At 61.5% G+C, this 16,178-nt stretch carries 13 protein-coding genes; 7 read left to right on the top strand and 6 right to left on the bottom strand.

Annotated features, from left to right (window positions below; genetic code table 11):
* Positions 1–20: 20 nt before the first annotated feature.
* Both BM400_RS06160 and BM400_RS21950 read left to right on the top strand, forming a co-directional pair.
* Positions 21–911 (top strand): LysR family transcriptional regulator, encoded by an 891-nt coding sequence (locus BM400_RS06160; protein ID WP_089837609.1) that lies wholly within the window; start codon positions 21–23, stop codon positions 909–911.
* Positions 912–986: 75 nt separating this feature from the next.
* The gene (locus tag BM400_RS21950; RefSeq protein ID WP_089837607.1) at positions 987–1,202 is read left to right on the top strand and encodes a hypothetical protein; all 216 of its coding nucleotides are present in this window, start codon (positions 987–989) and stop codon (positions 1,200–1,202) included.
* A gap of 64 nt (positions 1,203–1,266) precedes the next feature.
* Here the strand turns inward: BM400_RS21950 and BM400_RS06150 are convergent, their stop codons facing one another.
* The gene (locus BM400_RS06150; protein ID WP_089837605.1) at positions 1,267–2,157 is read right to left on the bottom strand and encodes an inositol oxygenase family protein; all 891 of its coding nucleotides are present in this window, start codon (positions 2,155–2,157) and stop codon (positions 1,267–1,269) included.
* A 198-nt stretch (positions 2,158–2,355) separates the two neighbouring features.
* Between BM400_RS06150 and BM400_RS06145 the strand changes: the two genes are divergently transcribed.
* A complete protein-coding gene (locus BM400_RS06145) occupies positions 2,356–3,363 on the top strand; it encodes a LacI family DNA-binding transcriptional regulator (protein WP_089841552.1) in 1,008 nt (335 codons plus the stop codon).
* Between the two features lie 83 nt (positions 3,364–3,446).
* Here the strand turns inward: BM400_RS06145 and BM400_RS06140 are convergent, their stop codons facing one another.
* Positions 3,447–5,303 carry a M14 family zinc carboxypeptidase gene (locus BM400_RS06140; protein ID WP_089837603.1) on the bottom strand — a complete coding sequence of 619 codons (1,857 nt, stop codon included), beginning with the start codon at positions 5,301–5,303 and terminating at the stop codon, positions 3,447–3,449.
* Between the two features lie 106 nt (positions 5,304–5,409).
* Here BM400_RS06140 and BM400_RS06135 point away from each other — a divergent pair, with 106 nt between their 5' ends.
* Positions 5,410–6,546: a glycerophosphodiester phosphodiesterase family protein gene (locus BM400_RS06135; RefSeq protein ID WP_089837599.1), complete on the top strand. Its 1,137-nt coding sequence runs from the start codon at positions 5,410–5,412 to the stop codon at positions 6,544–6,546.
* A gap of 96 nt (positions 6,547–6,642) precedes the next feature.
* Positions 6,643–7,320, top strand: a complete 678-nt coding sequence (locus BM400_RS06130) for a phosphatase PAP2 family protein (RefSeq protein ID WP_089837598.1) — start codon at positions 6,643–6,645, stop codon at positions 7,318–7,320.
* Between the two features lie 151 nt (positions 7,321–7,471).
* Here the strand turns inward: BM400_RS06130 and BM400_RS06125 are convergent, their stop codons facing one another.
* On the bottom strand, positions 7,472–7,996 hold the full coding sequence (locus BM400_RS06125; protein ID WP_089837596.1) for a hypothetical protein: 525 nt from the start codon (positions 7,994–7,996) through the stop codon (positions 7,472–7,474).
* An 88-nt stretch (positions 7,997–8,084) separates the two neighbouring features.
* On the opposite strand from BM400_RS06125, the gene BM400_RS06120 reads away from it, so the two are divergent.
* The gene (locus BM400_RS06120; RefSeq protein ID WP_089837594.1) at positions 8,085–10,877 is read left to right on the top strand and encodes a valine--tRNA ligase; all 2,793 of its coding nucleotides are present in this window, start codon (positions 8,085–8,087) and stop codon (positions 10,875–10,877) included.
* A 161-nt stretch (positions 10,878–11,038) separates the two neighbouring features.
* Positions 11,039–12,235: a DUF2252 family protein gene (locus BM400_RS06115; RefSeq protein WP_089837592.1), complete on the top strand. Its 1,197-nt coding sequence runs from the start codon at positions 11,039–11,041 to the stop codon at positions 12,233–12,235.
* Positions 12,236–12,359: 124 nt separating this feature from the next.
* Here BM400_RS06115 and BM400_RS06110 read toward each other — a convergent pair whose 3' ends face one another.
* The 3 genes from BM400_RS06110 to BM400_RS06100 form a co-directional block, all read right to left on the bottom strand.
* On the bottom strand, positions 12,360–13,019 hold the full coding sequence (locus BM400_RS06110; protein WP_089837590.1) for a BON domain-containing protein: 660 nt from the start codon (positions 13,017–13,019) through the stop codon (positions 12,360–12,362).
* A gap of 261 nt (positions 13,020–13,280) precedes the next feature.
* Positions 13,281–15,512: a catalase/peroxidase HPI gene (katG, locus tag BM400_RS06105; protein WP_245781714.1), complete on the bottom strand. Its 2,232-nt coding sequence runs from the start codon at positions 15,510–15,512 to the stop codon at positions 13,281–13,283.
* A gap of 223 nt (positions 15,513–15,735) precedes the next feature.
* Positions 15,736–16,161, bottom strand: a complete 426-nt coding sequence (locus BM400_RS06100) for a hypothetical protein (RefSeq protein ID WP_089837586.1) — start codon at positions 16,159–16,161, stop codon at positions 15,736–15,738.
* Positions 16,162–16,178: the final 17 nt, after the last annotated feature.

Genomic DNA, 16,178 nt, shown 5'->3' with positions numbered 1-16,178 from the left:
TATACCGATAGAATAAACCGATGGAACTCCGGCACCTCCGCTACGTGGTCGCCATTGCCGATAACGGCTCGGTCAGCCGGGCCGCGCGTTCACTCCGAGTCGCGCAATCCGCCATCAGCGAGCAGATCTCCGACCTGGAAGACGAGATCGGCGTTGCGCTCTTCGACCGCACACATCGGAGTATCCGCCTGACCTTACACGGCGAACTTTTTCTTCTGGAAGCCCGAAAAACCCTCGCGGCGGCAGCGGCAGCCGTCGACATCGCACGCCGATCGCAGCGTGGCGAGGTCGGTCAGTTGCGCATCGGGTTCTTCGCCGGCGGCATCGGGACCGAATTTCCGGAGGTTATCCGGGCCTTTCGCCGGGCGCATCCCATGGTCAGACTTTCCCTGGTGGAGATGCCGCCCGCTGGACAATGGAAGGCGCTGATCGATGGCCGCATCGATATTGGGCTGACCCGCGTGCTCGAGCCGGCCTATCGCAATGAACTGTGCTGGGAGTCGGTGCGCGAGGACCATATTGTGGCGATTTTGCCGCAGGACCACCCCCTGGTTCCAGGTCCCATCAACCTCAGCGATCTGGCTGAGGAGCCATTTGTCCTGCCCTCGCGGGAGACCTCACCCTCCGTCTTCGACAAGGTCATTGAGCTCTGCCGGGAGGCCGGCTTCACCCCGCGCATCGCGTCGGTGTCGAGTGTTTGGTCTTCCGTCGTGCTCCTGGTGGAAGCGGGGGTGGGGATTGCGCTGCTCCCCCTGAATCTGCAGAAAGAGAGTACACGGGACCTGGCGTTTTGCCCGCTCACCGCGCCGAACGCGTCGATCGAGCTCGTCATGGCGTGGCCGGCCGACCGCGATAGCCCCCTGCTGCAGAGTCTTCGCGAGCTGATACGTCACCACGCCAGCAACCTCTAAGTGATTTTTTGGCCGGGTTCAACGGACGTGGTGCCCAAACCCAACGGATGAGCCGATCTGGCCATCCAACCCAGAATGAAAACTGCGAAGAAGAAATCCGCCGCCAAGGGAAATCATTGCTGGCCGGGATTCAAGCCGACGCCTGGGACGAAAGCCGGGGAACAGGGCTCGTGCGAACCCGTCAAAGGACACAAGAGCGACGCGACGAAGAAGGCCGCGCAAAAAGCCGCAGCGGCAAGCAGGCTGGAGAAGACCGGGAAGCCGAATCCTGATCTGAAGAGCGAACGATGATGGGATGAGAACCGGCAAAGGATCGCCCGTTCCCATCCCATCTTGTCTTACCGGTACATCTTACTTACCAGGCGAGCGTCGGCGGCAGGAACTCCGCGAACAGGTCGTCGTAGTAAGGCTTCAGTTCCGCCATGTTCGGCTTGGTGTGGCCCTTGGAATAGAGGTCGTACTGGTTGAACTTGAGAACCCAGTCCAGCATGGAGCGGTCCTTATCATTGCAGAAGTGGTCGTATGCACCATGCTTGTGCCACGGATAGAACGAGTGGAAGCCGAGCATGTAGAGCGACTCATCCTGCAGGTATGGCTTCATCACCTTCATGATGTAACCGTCGTGGCCGAAGGACATGTGCAGGTTTTCGAGGCCGCAATTGGGTTCGTAGATGCCGTACTTGGTCTGGTACTCGGCGACATGGCGGTCGGGGTTATTGGCGAAGTACTCGTGGAAGACGATGTCCTTCGACCAGGCGCAACCCACCGGGAAGGTATCGCCGACGACGCCCCACTGCGGCTCGCCGTAGAGGCAAAGGCACTTGCCGAGGTCATGGATAAAGCCGGTGAGGATCATCCAGCGCGGCATGCCGTCGCGGCGCATCGCTTCGGAGGTCTGGAGCAGGTGCTCGATCTGGGTGAGATCCGTGTCTGGATCGGAGTCGTCGACGAGCGTGTTGAGGAACTCGGCGGCCTCCCAGATGGTCTTCTGGCCCTTGCGGAGCGTGAAGTACTCCTCTTCCTTGGCCAGCGTGTAGGCCACGGTCATGTTCTCGTGGTTCTGTTTGTAAAACTCGGCGACACCGGGGGTTGCGGTCGCGTCATAAACGCGAAACTCCTCCTCGGTCTTGCCTTCCTTGTACCGGCCTTCGAGGAAGTCGTCCCAGTCGTCAAGGTCCTTCAGGGGCTGGTTCGGGGCGAGCCGGATCTCTTCAGTGGTGGCGGTTTCGGTGGCGGAAGCGTTCATGGAGGGTCTCCGGCTGCGGAAATCTTAGTTACCGCTAACGAATAGCAGATTGCGGACATAATACGCAATAAAATTCAACGAAGCTGTGTCTGATTTTCCCGTTTCGACTCCGCTAACGTGACCGCGATCACCACTCACGGGCGGCTTTGGCCGCGGTTCGCCGTACACTTTAGCGAAGAGTTCTCTCGGGAGACTGTTTTGGCCGTTCGCCTCAAAGACATCGCGCAGGACCTTGGACTTTCGACCGTCACGGTCTCGAAGGTGCTGCGCAACAATCCGGATATCTCGGACCGCACCCGAGCCCTTGTTTTGAAGAGGATGCAGGAGCTGAACTACCGGCCCAACATGCTGGCGCGGGGGCTGGCGAGCGGCAAATCTTTTACGGTGGGGCTGGTGGTGCCGGATCTGGTGCATCCGTTTTTTGGCGAACTGGCGAAATCGTTGGGCGGAACGCTGCGGGAGAGCGGGCGGGCGTTGATTATTGCGTCCTCGGAAGAGGATCCCGAGATTGAACAGCAAGAGATACGCACGCTTTTGACGCGGGGAATCGATGTTTTGATTGTGGCTTCGTGCCAGCCGCATCCCTCGCAGGAGGATCTGACGGGAGACGCTGCAACTCCTATCCTCTTTGTTGACCGCAACTTGCCGCTGTCGACCTATTTTGTGGGGACGGACGATGTGATGGCGGGGAAGATGGCGACGGCGCATCTGATCGAGACGGGCAAACGGCGGATCGCGCACCTGGGAGGGCAGGAGACGAGCCCGTCGCTGGGGCGCCTGGAGGGCTATCGGGCGGCTTTGGTGGAGGCTGGGCTGGAGGTCCGTGAGGATTACGTCGTGACCCGGGCTCGATTCGAGGAAGCGGGCGATTCAGCGGGATATCAGGCGATGCAGGAGCTTTTGGCGCGGGAACCCAGACCGGATGCGGTCTTTTGTTACAACGACTTATCGGCGATTGGGGCAATGAAGGCGGCGCTCGAAGCGGGGCTGCGGATTCCAGGGGATATCGCCTTTGTGGGGTGTGGGAACCTGCGTTATGCGGAGTATTTGAAGGTGCCGCTGAGCTCAATCGACCACTCGACGCAGCATATGGGGGAGATTGCGGCGAAACTGGCGATTGAGTTGGCTACGACGCCTGGGCTTGCGGCGAGGTCGGTCTTGCTGGAGCCGACGCTGGTGGTGCGGCAGTCCAGTTTTGCTGGTTAGAACGTGGGCTTATGTATGGATAACGTGGCCAGCGGCACCCCACTGAGCGGCTGCACCATTTTTGGTGCAGCCGCTTTTCCGGACTACCAGGTCTTGTCCCAGATCTGGGCGACGGGGTAGCGGTTCGTGGTGGGCTTCTGGTAGTTGGAGCGGCTGAGCCACCAGGTGAGGCGGGCCTGGGGGTCGGCGGCGAAGGTGGGGTCGGCTTTCAGTTTGGTCTCGAACTCGGCGCGGAGGGTTGGGTTGTCGGCCATCATGCGGCTGGCGATGGGGACCGAGAGGTAGTCGCCGGCACCGATTCTGCCCATGGACTGGAAGACGGCGTCGATATATCCCCAGCGGGCGAGGGCGTCCGGTGCGGCGGGTTCCAGCAGGGCGAGGATGAGGCGGGCTCGGCGCTGCTTCATGGGAACGTAGAAGGAACCGGCGGGAAAGAGGATCTTCTCTTTGACCGGGGTGAGCTTGTAGTCGACGAGGATGTGGCCTTCGTCGGCGCGAGGGGCGAACTTGACGTCGGTGAAGCGGTAGGTCTCGAACTCCTGCTCGATGGGTTTGGTGGTGCGCTCCATCTGGACGCCGTGGAGGGCGAGTTCGTCGGCGAGGGACTTCCAGGCCAGCGGGATGAGGTAGCCGAGGGGCATCTTCGCTTCCGCGGTGGTCTTGATCTGGTCGTGGATGACGGTGGTGAGATCGTCCTTGTCGGTGGAGAAGCGGTTGACCGTCGCGCCGGTGACCTCGCTGGGGACCATGGCGCTCTTGAGCGAGAGATAGGTGAGGGGGCGGGACTGGGTGGGGTCGACTTCTCCGCCGAGATAGACGGGAGCGGCGTTGCGGTCTCCGGCTGCGGCGATGGCGGCCTTGTCGGCTTCGCGGACGGCCTTCTTCAGGGCCTCGGGGTCCTTGAGGATGGTGTCGATGGAGTCGCGCATGATGTCGTAGTGGGCCCAGGCGCGGGTTTTGGCGGTCTTGAGGGAGTGCGACTCGACGAGGAGGCAGGGGCGGTTCTGGACGGCGGTGTAGAGGTGCGAGTAACGGGGGCTGAAGACCTCCATGAAGAACTCGCGGTTTCCGCTGGCTCCGCGTCGAAGGGCTCCGTAGGGACTGACGAGGTGACCGTCGGCGGCCATGCCGGCGTTGAGGCCGGGGACGAAGGTCTGGTTGACCCAGGTGCGGACGGGTTCGGCGATGTCCTGGTTACGGGCCATGTCCCAGGTGACGTCATACTGGTAGTCGGCGCCGTCGGTGACGTGGTTGTCGAACATGAAGTCGGGGAGCCAGGCGTTGTAAAGCCTGAGCCAGGCGCGCATCTCGGGAGTGTCGCCCTTGAGGTAGTCGCGGTTGAGGTTGAGGTCCTGCATGGTGTTGCGGAGGCCGGTGACGGCGGGGCCGTTCTGCATGGCGCGGTTGAACGGACTGCGGGATTCGTGGCCGTCGATGTTGAAGACGGGGATGACGACGAAGATGGCCTTGTCGAGCCACGAGGCTTCTTCGGGGTTCTTGACAACCACCATGTCGCGGATGAGCATAAGGGCGGTGTCTTTGCCCTCGATCTCGCCGGAGTGGATGCCGGACTGGATGAGGATGATGGCCTTGCCGGTTTTGGCGGCGGCCTCGGGGGTGAAGGCCTTGTCTTTCGAGACGATCAGCGCGGTCATGGGGCGTCCTTCTGGTGTCGTCCCGAAGGTGATGACCTTGACCAGAGGCGAGGCCTTGGCGAGCTTATTGGAGATCTCGACGGCTTCGGCGTAGAGGGCGGTCTCGTTCCAGCCGGTTTTCTCGCCGGTGGTCAGGAGCGCAGCGGGAGAGCGTTTGGTGCTGGCCGTGAGCGCCGGGGCGTCCTGGCTGGCCTGCGACTGGTAGCCCGAGTGGGGTGCGATGGCTTGTTGGGCGAAGGCGGGCGACGAGATAGCGCAGGCGAGCAGTACAGGGACGAGCTTCATCGTTCGGTTCTCTTCCGGAGTAGAATTTCGAGATTGTTCCGACTTTACCTGATTCGGACGGCAACGTTCATCGGGGTGTAACTGGGACCAACGAACCTTGAAACCTATGACTACAGCGAAGAAGTTTGCCCTCTGCCTCGTGATTGCCCCTATGACGATGAATGCACAAGCCAATCCGTTCTTCGACCTGATGCAGAAGGCCGCCGCGCATGCGAAGGAGCACCATGCGCTGGTGCCGGCGCTTTCTCCTGTGGACGCCACAATTTTGAACGGACAGGTGCCGGTGGCGGCGTTGCAGACGGCGGGCATCACGGTGGTGCCGTGGACGACGAACGATCCGGAGAAGATGCGGGCGGTGATTCGCACGGGAGTCGACGGCTTGATTTCGGATCGGCCCGACCTGCTGCAGAAGGTGGTTGCGGAGGAGCGCGCGGCGAAGCCGGGGTCGTTGAAGGGATTCGATGTGCAGGGGCATCGCGGCGGGCGCGGGCTGCGGCCCGAGAATACGCTACCGGCGTTCGAGGGTGGGCTGGATAACCTGATCTCGACGATTGAGACGGACACGGGCGTGACGGCGGATCATGTATCGATCATCTGGCACGACCAGTTTCTGAATCCACAGTCGTGCCGCAAGGCCGATGGGTCGGAGTACACGCTGGCTACGCGTCAGTATCATCGCGAGATTACGATGGCCGACGCGCAGAAGACGTTTATCTGCGACAAGCTGCACTCGCAGTTTCCGGACCAGAAGAACGACCTGGCACTCTCGCCCGTGGCGGTTGCGTTTGCCGCGAAGGAAAAGCTGATCAGCCCGTATGTGCCAACGTACGTGGAGCAGTTGTTCCGGTTCGTCGCCTTCTATGAGGACTATTACCGGCATGGGGCGGGAAAGAATCAGCCTGAAGCGGCGGCGCGTGCGGCGAATGCGGCTCGCGTCCACTTCAACCTGGAGACAAAGATTCTGCCGGAGGATTTACCGGCTCCGCCTGCGGACAGCCCGATGGCGAAGTATGCGGAGATGATGAAGAACCATACATTCGGTCCGCAGGTGTTTGTGGATACGCTGTGTGGCGCGATTGCGAAGCACCACATGGAGGCTCGGGTGGATGTGCAGAGCTTCGACTTCAGGACGCTGGTCCTGGTGGAGGAGCAGTATCCGAAGATTCTGACGTTTTACCTGACGGAGTCGCAGGATGCGTTATACGGGCCGATGTTGCCGGTGGGTCTGCGGGCTACCAAGTAGTTCTGTCAGACGGGAAACTGGAGTGATTGGGGACACCAAACCCCAGGTCTTAGAAACGAGGCCTGGGGTAGTCGTTTTCGCGGATATGATCGGCTGATGATCTTGTCGAAGCGGATTACGCCGGAGAAGAGGCGGACGTTTTTTCTTGTGCTTGTGGCCGGGCTGGTGGCGGCTGGGCTTCTGCTGTTTTTGTTTGCGAAGATCCACGAAGACATCTCGCATCCCCGGCTGGAGGGAATCGACCGTGGGATTCTGGCTTGGATTCATGCGCGGGATACGCCGTGGCTGACCGCGCTGGCGAAGACGCTGAGCTTTATCGGATCGCCGATGACGCTGATTCCCGTGATCGTGATCGCCTCGGCGGTGCTATGGATGCGGGACTTCAGGCGGGATGCGCTTCTGGTGCTGATGTCGATGGGCGGCGGCGGCCTGCTCGATACGGTGCTGAAGCTGCACTACCGAAGGACCAGGCCGGATGTGCCGTGGGCATTTGTGCATGAACGGAGTTTTTCGTTTCCGAGCGGTCACTCGGTGATGGCGGTGGTGCTGTATGGGGTGCTGACGTATCTGTTGATGCAGTATGAGCGCGCAGTGTGGGAGCGGGTGGGGCTGGTGGCGGGGAGCGTGGTGCTGATCTCGGGGATTGGGTTGAGCCGGATCTACCTGGGGGTTCACTATCCCTCCGATGTGCTGGCGGGGTATGTGGTGGGGACCGTTTGGGTGATGGCGGTGATGGCGGCGGACTGGACGATACGGCGGGATGAGGGGATTTGAAGGGGTGTTGCCCTTGTGTTTGCCTATCGCGGCCTGAAGAAAAAAGGCACACCCAGGGGCTAAAGCCCGGTTTGTCGGCTTGTTGTGAGACCCAAGGTTAAGCCTTGGGATACGTAGAAGCCGAGGCGACAAAGGTCCATGCGCAACGGCGCTAGTAGCGGTTGGGTGGGGGTGGGTAGGCCGGGAACCGGTAGCGCTGGCGGCGGACGAGGTGGACGATGAGCCAGATGAGGCCGATGGGGATGAGCAGAGGCGAGAGCAGGACGAGGAGCCAGCCGGTTCCAGCGAAGACGACTCGGTCGCCGCTGATATTCGCCGTGGGGGCCTGGGAGAGTTCGCCCCCGAAGAGGACGAGGTTGCCGTGCATCTGGGTCTGATCGCCGAGGCCGAGGCGTCCACCGAACACGACGGAGTCGCCGGAGAGGGTGTGGTTGTTGTCGACCTGCACGTCTCCGAAGAAGGAGACGAGATCGCCGGAGTGGTCGCCCTGGATGCGGATGGTGCAGAAGGCGCAGACGATATCGCCGGCGGGATGACTGTCATCTATGGTGATGGTGTCTCCGAAGCCGACGTGATCCTGTCCGTTGGAATGTCCGTGGCTATGGCGCGCGGCGAGGAGGGTCGCGGGGGCGAGCAGGCAGGCGAGGAGAAGGACGAGCGATCCGAATCGGTTCATGACGGCATCCTTGGTAGTTCCATGGGGCCCGTGGTGCGACTGCCCGGGGCTGCGTCTGCGGCTGCCGAGTGCTAGGCTTAAGGTATTCATGAGCGACGAAATCTCCAAACCGAACGAGCTTCCAAAGGCCTACGATCCCTCGACCATCGAGCAGCGCTGGGCCGAGTACTGGGTCAACGAACGACTGTTCGATGTGCCTTCCCCCAACGATACGCAGATTGACGAGAAGAAGTTCACGATGCTTCTGCCGCCCCCCAATGTTACGGGACGGCTGCACATGGGGCACATGCTGAACCAGGCAGAGATGGACATTCTGACGCGTTGGCATCGGATGTCGGGCGATATCTCGCTTTGGGTTCCGGGGACCGACCATGCGGGCATTGCCACGCAGATGATGGTCGAGCGACAGTTGAAGACCGAAGGAACGTCTCGGACCGAGATGGGACGCGAGGCGTTTACCGAGCGGGTGTGGGCGTGGAAGAAGGAGTACGGCGGCGCGATTACGGACCAGATGCGTCGGCTGGGCGCGTCGGTGGACTGGAGCCGCGAGTACTTCACGATGGACGATGGGCTGAGCGTGGCGGTGAAGGAGGCGTTTGTTCGGCTGTATGAGCAGGGGCTGATCTATCGCGGGGCGTATATCGTCAATTGGGATCCGCAGATCCAGACTGCGGTATCGGACCTGGAGGTGGAGTCCGAGGAGCGCATGGGCAAGTTGTACCATGTGCGCTATCCTCTGGCCGATGGAACGGGCTCGATTGTGATTGCGACGACTCGTCCGGAGACGATGCTGGGTGATGTGGCGGTTGTGGTGAATCCGGAGGACGAGCGGTATACGAGCCTTGTGGGCAAGATTGTGGCGCTGCCTTTGACGGGACGAGAGATTCCGATTCTGGCCGATGAGTGGGCCAAGCCGGAGTTTGGAACGGGCGCTGTCAAGGTGACGCCGGCGCACGATCCGAATGACTTTGCGATTGGGCAGAGGCACGGCCTGCCGCAGCCCTCGATCTTCGATACGACCGCGCATATCACGCTGGCCGGCTCGCCGTATGACGGCATGGAGCGATTTGCGGCGCGGGAGAAGATTGTCGCGGATCTCGATGCGCTGGGCCTGCTGGTTGAGGTGAAGGATCACCCGATGACCGTGCCGGTGTCGCAGCGGTCGGGCGTGGTGATTGAGCCGCGGCTTTCGATGCAGTGGTTTTTGGCCGTCAACAAGACGCCTGCGAGTGGTGGGGATTCCGTGGCGGCAAAGGCGATTGCCGCGGTGCGCGATGGGCACATCCGGTTTACGCCGGAGCAGTATCGCAAGACGTACGACGAGTGGATGAAAAACATCTACGACTGGTGCATCTCACGGCAATTGTGGTGGGGACACCGGATTCCGGCGTGGCACTGCTCGGCGGGACACATCACCGTTTCGCGCGAGACGCCTACGGCCTGCGGGACGTGCGGATCGGCTGCCATTACGCAGGAGACGGATGTTCTGGATACGTGGTTTTCCTCGGGGCTGCTTCCCTTCACCGTGTTTGGGTGGCCGGATGCGACGAAGGACCTGGCGGCGTTCTATCCGACGGAGCTGCTGGTGACGGGCTTCGATATTTTGTTCTTCTGGGTGGCCCGGATGATCATGCTGGGCACGCACTTCATGATGGATGTACCGATGCCGGATGGGTCGGCGCGGAAGTTGGCCGACGCGGTGCCGTTCAAGGAGGTCTACATCCATGGGCTGGTGCGGGATGCGGACCGTCAGAAGATGTCGAAGACCAAGGGCAATGTGATCAACCCGATCGACATCATCGAGCGGTTTGGAACGGATGCGGTGCGGTTTACGCTGGCCTCGATGGCTTCGCCGGGGACGGATATTGCGTTCTCGGAGGCTCGCACCGAAGGGTACCGGGCGTTTGCGAACAAGATCTGGAACTCGGCTCGCTTTCTCTTTATGAACGTGGAGAGGGCGAAGGAGGCGGGGATCTCGATCGACGCGAAGCAGTTGAAGAAGGCTCTGCGCAGTACGGAGCACTCGCGGCTGGAGGGACGCTGGATCGTGGCCCGGCTTGCGGCTACTTCGGCGGTGGTCGATGAGGCGCTGAAGGAATACCGGTTCGACGAGGCGGCGCATGCGATCTACCAGTTCTTCTGGGGCGATTTCTGCGACTGGTACCTGGAGATTGTGAAGCTGCGGCTGAACTTCGATGAGGGCGCGGACCTGGAGGCGACGACCGTTGCGCTGACGACGCTGCTTGCGGTGTTTGAAGGCGCGCTGCGGCTGTTGAATCCGTTTATGCCGTTTATTACGGAGGAGATCTGGCACGCGTTTTGGCCGCAGATTGGGCTGCCTGTTCCGCTGAAGTCGATTGCGCTGGCGCACTATCCGGAGTTCATGGACTTTGCGCGGGATACCGATGGAAGCGTCACCGCGATGATCCTGATGCAGGAGATGATCGTGGCCGTGCGCGGTCTGCGCAAGGAGATGGGCGTACCGGAGAAGGAAGCGGCTCCGGTGCGGGTGTTTGCGGACAATCGCGTGGTGGCGCTGGTGGATGCCAATACGGATCTGCTGCGCAGGCTGGCCCGCGTGAATGAGGTGGAGTTTGTTTCGGCCACGCTGACGGGGAACGGCTCGCGTTCGACGGCGGAGTTCGATGTGCAGGTGGTGTACGAGCGTGTGATCGACGTCGTGGCCGAGCGCGAGAAGCTGACGAAGGACCTGGCGAAGTATCAGAAGGGTCTGGATGCGGCGCAGAAGCAGCTTGGGAATGAGGGCTTCATGGCTCGTGCTCCGGAGCATATCGTGGCTGGGCTGCGGAAGCAGTTTGCGGAGACGCAGATGCTATTCGATAAGGCCAAGGCTGCGCTGGATGAGTTGTCGGCGGAGTGACGCTGCTCGATACATGAGGAAATCCCCTTCGCGACAGTACCCTGTTGCGAAGGGGTTTCCTCTTTAACTCGACGTTTCGGAACGGGAACTGTGACGCATACGACATAGTCGTGAGGACGTGGCCGTCCCGGTTTCTTTCTGCATCGTAGTGTGAATAGACGATGAAAAAGACAATGCAAGCGGTGGAGCCCTCGAGGCGGATGGCTGTGCTGGAGCAACAGCGCAGGGTAAAGATGGCGCGGTCCGCGCATGCGTATGTGCGTGGGAATACGCTGCAGTTCTATGAGTGGCTGGCCAGCGGGTCTGGCGACAAATTGCCGCAGGGACCTGCGGTGTGGATCTGCGGGGATTGCCATGCGGGGAACCTGGGACCGGTGGCCAACGCCGAGGGGCGGGTCGAGATTCAGATTCGCGATCTGGACCAGACGGTGGTTGGGAATCCGGCGCATGACCTGGTGCGGTTGGGACTTTCGCTGGCGACGGCAGCGCGCGGGTCGGACCTGCCGGGGGTGACGACGGCGCTGATGCTGGAGCAGATGGTGCTGGGGTATGGACAGGCTCTGTCGGCTCCGCGGAAGGCAGCGGCGGACCATGAGGCGGTGGAGCTAAGGCCGATTCGGCTGACGATGCGCGCCGCGCTGAGCCGTAAATGGAGACATCTGGCAGAAGAGCGGATCGAGGATGAGACGCCGGTGATTCCGTTGGGCGATCGGTTCTGGGCACTCACCGACGAGGAACGGGCCGAGGTGGAACGGATTGTGAAGGAGGCGAAGTCGGACCTTCTGCTGGGCGGGAACAAGCTGCGGGTACTCGACGCGGCGTACTGGATGAAGGGATGCAGCTCGCTGGGCAAGCTGCGGTTCGCGGTGCTGGTGGGCGTGGGGAAGAAGCAGGACCAGTGTTACCGGCTGCTGGATATCAAGGAGGCGGTGACGGCCGCGGCTCCGATGAAGCGCGCCGTCGAGATGCCGGGGGATAATGCTGCACGGGTGGTTGCAGGCGCCAAGGCGCTTTCGCCTTACCTCGGCGACCGGATGGTGGCCGCGCACTTCAAGAACAGGCCGGTGGTGATGCGGGCTCTGATGCCGCAGGACCTGAAGGTGGAGGTCGATCGCCTGACGCGTGAGGAGGCGGTGGCGACGGCACATTATCTGGCCTCGGTCGTGGGCAAGGCGCATGTGCGGCAGATGGATACGGCGACGCGCAAACGGTGGAAGGCAGAGCTGGGTCGGAACCGGTCGAAGAGCCTGGATGCTCCGGGATGGCTGTGGCAGAGCGTGGTGGAGCTGGTGGCAGAACATGAGGCGGCGTATCTGGAGCATTGCCGGCGGTATGCCCTGGGGGATTGCATCCGATGAAGGCGGCCAGAGGTCACTGGCCCAGCTTCAAAGATGAGCGAGTCGAGATCGAAGCGTGCAGCCCGACGCCGCAAGAAAAGCGCCCACGTCCTTGCCCTCCAGATCGTTTCTTAGCGTGTGCGGATCAGTTGCCGGGCCGGGAACCTTCCGTCACAAGGTTGTTCTCCACGCTGAATGCTCCAGGCGCCGAGTTCGCCGCCATATTCGCCATGGCAACATCCGACGCATTGAGCACCGCCCCGAAGAGCATCGCGCGTCCATTCTTCACGACGATATGGATGGCGTGATAGCCGATGGGCGGCGTGTTTGTGATGCCGCCAGCCATGAGCGCAACGCTACGACCACCCGGTCCCATGGCGCGTGCCAGAGAGCCAGCATTGGCGTTGTATTTGCGTAACGATGCCTGGGTATAGATGCGGTTGTACACCGCGGCTCGAATCCGATCGTCATTGGGCGAAATCGGCAGAACCTCGATTTGATTCTCGACCCTTTCTACTCCCGGAATGTCTTTGACCGCACGTTCCGCGTCAGCCTTCAACGAAGGGCGGGATGCATATCCTTTGAGAAAAACTGTCTTACCCTGTTCGCCAAAGGTGATCCAGTCGAACACCGCATAGTTCGCTAGACCACCGAGCCTCTTCTGGACCTCGCTGACGATGCGCAGTGAGTCTTGCTGTGACCAGGTGTTCTGCGTTTGTTGAGCCAGCATGGGTTGGGTGCATGTACCGGAGAAGGTAAGAGTCAGGATTGCTGCGTAGGTTGCCATCCACACTTTGCGCTTCATTTTTTACCTCTTTCTGCACGACGAAGCCCACGATGGAAAAAGTGTATTACAGCTTTTCCTATCCAGGATGAAGACGAATGCCACTGCGCTTAGGCGGACAGAAGATCTCAGCGAAACAGAATAAACGTCCTTAGAGTAAGTCCGTTCTTCCGCCGTGGAACGACCTTCCCTGTTTAGGAAGGAAAGTATGTTGCGGCATGGAAAGCCGGCGCAAACCTGGGTAGGTTTGCGCCGGCGGTGTTGCTGCACTGCATGCCGTGTTTAGTAGACGAGGTCGAAACGATCGAGGTTCATGACCTTGGTCCAGGCGGCCACGAAGTCCTTCACGAACTTCTCCTTCGCGTCGTTTCCTGCATAGACCTCCGCGAGGGCGCGGAGTTGGGAGTTGGATCCGAAGATGAGATCGACGCGGGTTGCCGTCCACTTGATCTCGCCGGTCTCGCGGTCGAGGCCTTCGAAGAGACCTTCGCCGGTGGACGCAGCCTTCCACTCCGTTGCCATGTCGAGCAGGTTGACGAAGAAGTCGTTCGTCAGCGTGTCGGCCTGGGTGGTGAAGACGCCGTTCTTCGAGCCACGGAAGTTGGCACCGAGGACGCGCAGACCGCCGACCAGCACGGTCATCTCCGGCGCGGTGAGGGTGAGCAACTGGGCGCGATCGACCAGGAGCTCCTCGGCGCGCTGGGTGTGTCCAGGACGGAAGTAGTTGCGGAAGCCATCGGCCGTCTGCTCCAGGGGAGCGAACGAGGCGATGTCGGTCTGCTCCTGCGTAGCGTCGGTGCGGCCGGGCGCGAAGGGCACCTTCACGTCGAAGCCAGCCTTCTTCGCCGCAGCTTCCACAGCAGCGGTTCCGCCGAGGACGACGAGATCAGCGATGGAGACGTGCTTGCCGAAGCTCTTCTGGATGTCTTCGAGGACACCGAGCACCTTCGCGAGGACGAGAGGCTGGTTGACCTCCCAGTTCTTCTGGGGCTCGAGACGGATACGTCCGCCGTTGGCTCCGCCGCGCTTGTCGGAACCGCGGAAGGAGGCCGCCGCGGCCCATGCCGTGGAGACGAGCTGCGAGCTGGTGAGGCCTGAGGCGAGGATCTGTGTCTTCAGCGTTTCGACGTCGGCGTCATTGATGACTTCGCCATTCGATGCCGGGACGGGATCCTGCCAGATGAGGGTTTCCTTGGGAACCAGAGGTCCGAGGTAGCGGACGATGGGGCCCATGTCGCGGTGGGTAAGCTTGAACCAGGCGCGGGAGAAGGCGTCGGCGAAGGCTGCGGGATCCTTCTGGAAGCGCTTGCCGATCTGCTCGTAGGCGGGATCGAACTTGAGGGCGAGATCGGACGTGAACATCATGGGCAGGTGCTTCTTGTCCGGGATGTGCGCGTCGGGGATGTTGGCCGGCTCCGCCACGGCATACCACTGCCATCCGCCGCCGGGGCCCTTCTTGAGCGCCCAGTCGAAGTTGTAGAGGTTGTCGAGGTACTCGTTATCCCACTTGATGGGCTGGGAGGTCCATGCGCCTTCGAGCCCGGAGGAGATGGTGTCTTCCGAGTGGCCCTTGCCCTTGGAGTTCTTCCAGCCGAAGCCCTGCTGCTCGATGGGTGCGCCCTCGGGCTCGGGTCCGACGTTGGGGCCTGGATCGTACGCGCCGTGGCCCTTGCCGAAGGTGTGTCCGCCGGCGATGAGGGCGAAGGTCTCCTCATCGTTCATGGCCATGCGTCCGAAGGTCTCGCGGATGTCGCGCGCCGAGGCGATGGGATCGGGCTTGCCGTCGGGGCCTTCGGGGTTCACGTAGATGAGGCCCATCTGCACGGCGGCGAGTGGGTTGTCGAGATCGCGGTCTCCCTGGTAGCGGTCGCTGCCGAGCCAGGTGCGCTCGGTGCCCCAGAAGATGTCTTCCTGCGGAACCCAGACGTCGGCGCGTCCCCCGCCAAAGCCGAAGGTCTTGAGCCCCATGGACTCAAGCGCGACGTTGCCGGTGAGGATCATGAGATCGGCCCAGGAGATCTTCTTGCCGTACTTCTGCTTGATGGGCCAGAGGAGGCGGCGAGCCTTATCGAGCGAGACGTTGTCGGGCCAGGAGTTGAGGGGAGCGAAGCGCTGTGTGCCCATGCCCGCGCCACCGCGTCCGTCGTAGGTGCGGTAGGTGCCGGCAGAGTGCCAGGCCATGCGGATGAAGAAGGGACCGTAGTGGCCGTAGTCGGCGGGCCACCAGCTCTGCGAATCGGTCATGAGGGCGTGGAGGTCGGCGATGACGCCGTCGAGATCGAGCTTCTTGAACTCCTCGGCGTAGTTGAAGGCCGGGTCCATGGGGTCGGCGAGCTTGGTGTTCTGGTGGAGAACGGCGAGGTCGAGACGGTCGGGCCACCACTCGGCGTTCCGGACGATCTTGCGCGAGTTGGTGGTAACGGCGCCATGCATGGGCGAGGAGGTCTCAGTAGCAGTCTGCGAGGCGGTGGGACTGGCGCCGTGGGGCACGGGGCACTTCATTTCGTTGGACACGTTCTCTCCTTCGGTACAGCTAACGGAAAAGGACTTTCCGGTTGACTTGTTGGTTCTCCGGCTCGGGTTCGCGGAGGCGCTGTTCAATAATAATTCTTATCTAGAGTAAATCTTCCGGGGGCAGAGGGTTTTCCTCACGGGGTGCGAGGATTTTCACAGACGGCTGCTTTTGGATGCCCGGCTGGACGCTTCTGGCTCGAAATACCGGCTCTGCCGCCGTGGGCTACGGGGCGGGGGTTACGGTGGCGGGTTCCCGCTCTTTGGTCTGGTCGACGACGATCTGCTCGGCGGCGATCACGACGTTCTCGTGCTTGATGTCGAGGCGGAGGCGGTTGAAGAAGCTCATGTAGACGTTGGCAACCCAGACGAGGGCGAACTCCGCCATGAGGTATCCGCGCCACCCTGCATAGAGCAGGTGATAGTGCGTGATGATGAGGAAGAGAGCGGCCACGTAGTGCGAGAAGCAGTACTCACAGGTGAAGAGGTAGAAGAACTTGCGCGCGACGATCGGCTTGCAGTTCTGGCTTCTTTTCTTGCAGTATTCTCTAGGCTCGCGGAAGACCTCTTCGTGCGTGACCGTCCAGGCGACGCAGGCGATGGGGATCCCGAGCAGGAAGAGAAAAGCGATCTGATTGGCGAGGCTCGGCATAGGTGTTCTTCACCATA

Source organism: Granulicella pectinivorans (genome assembly GCF_900114625.1).
Taxonomy (GTDB): domain Bacteria; phylum Acidobacteriota; class Terriglobia; order Terriglobales; family Acidobacteriaceae; genus Edaphobacter; species Edaphobacter pectinivorans.
The sequence above is the reverse complement of the archived record's forward strand: the minus strand, read 5'-3'. Positions and strand labels throughout refer to the sequence as shown.

Bases quoted from the DNA above. Each gene is read 5' to 3' on its own strand.
- BM400_RS06135 (WP_089837599.1), top strand. From the start codon at position 5,410: ATGACTACAGCGAAGAAGTTTGCCCTCTGCCTCGTGATTGCCCCTATG.
- BM400_RS06120 (WP_089837594.1), top strand. From the start codon at position 8,085: ATGAGCGACGAAATCTCCAAACCGAACGAGCTTCCAAAGGCCTACGAT.
- BM400_RS06115 (WP_089837592.1), top strand. From the start codon at position 11,039: ATGAAAAAGACAATGCAAGCGGTGGAGCCCTCGAGGCGGATGGCTGTG.
- BM400_RS21950 (WP_089837607.1), top strand. From the start codon at position 987: ATGAAAACTGCGAAGAAGAAATCCGCCGCCAAGGGAAATCATTGCTGG.
- BM400_RS06140 (WP_089837603.1), bottom strand. From the start codon at position 5,303: ATGAAGCTCGTCCCTGTACTGCTCGCCTGCGCTATCTCGTCGCCCGCC.
- BM400_RS06130 (WP_089837598.1), top strand. From the start codon at position 6,643: ATGATCTTGTCGAAGCGGATTACGCCGGAGAAGAGGCGGACGTTTTTT.
- BM400_RS06150 (WP_089837605.1), bottom strand. From the start codon at position 2,157: ATGAACGCTTCCGCCACCGAAACCGCCACCACTGAAGAGATCCGGCTC.
- BM400_RS06110 (WP_089837590.1), bottom strand. From the start codon at position 13,019: ATGAAGCGCAAAGTGTGGATGGCAACCTACGCAGCAATCCTGACTCTT.
- BM400_RS06100 (WP_089837586.1), bottom strand. From the start codon at position 16,161: ATGCCGAGCCTCGCCAATCAGATCGCTTTTCTCTTCCTGCTCGGGATC.
- BM400_RS06125 (WP_089837596.1), bottom strand. From the start codon at position 7,996: ATGAACCGATTCGGATCGCTCGTCCTTCTCCTCGCCTGCCTGCTCGCC.
- BM400_RS06160 (WP_089837609.1), top strand. From the start codon at position 21: ATGGAACTCCGGCACCTCCGCTACGTGGTCGCCATTGCCGATAACGGC.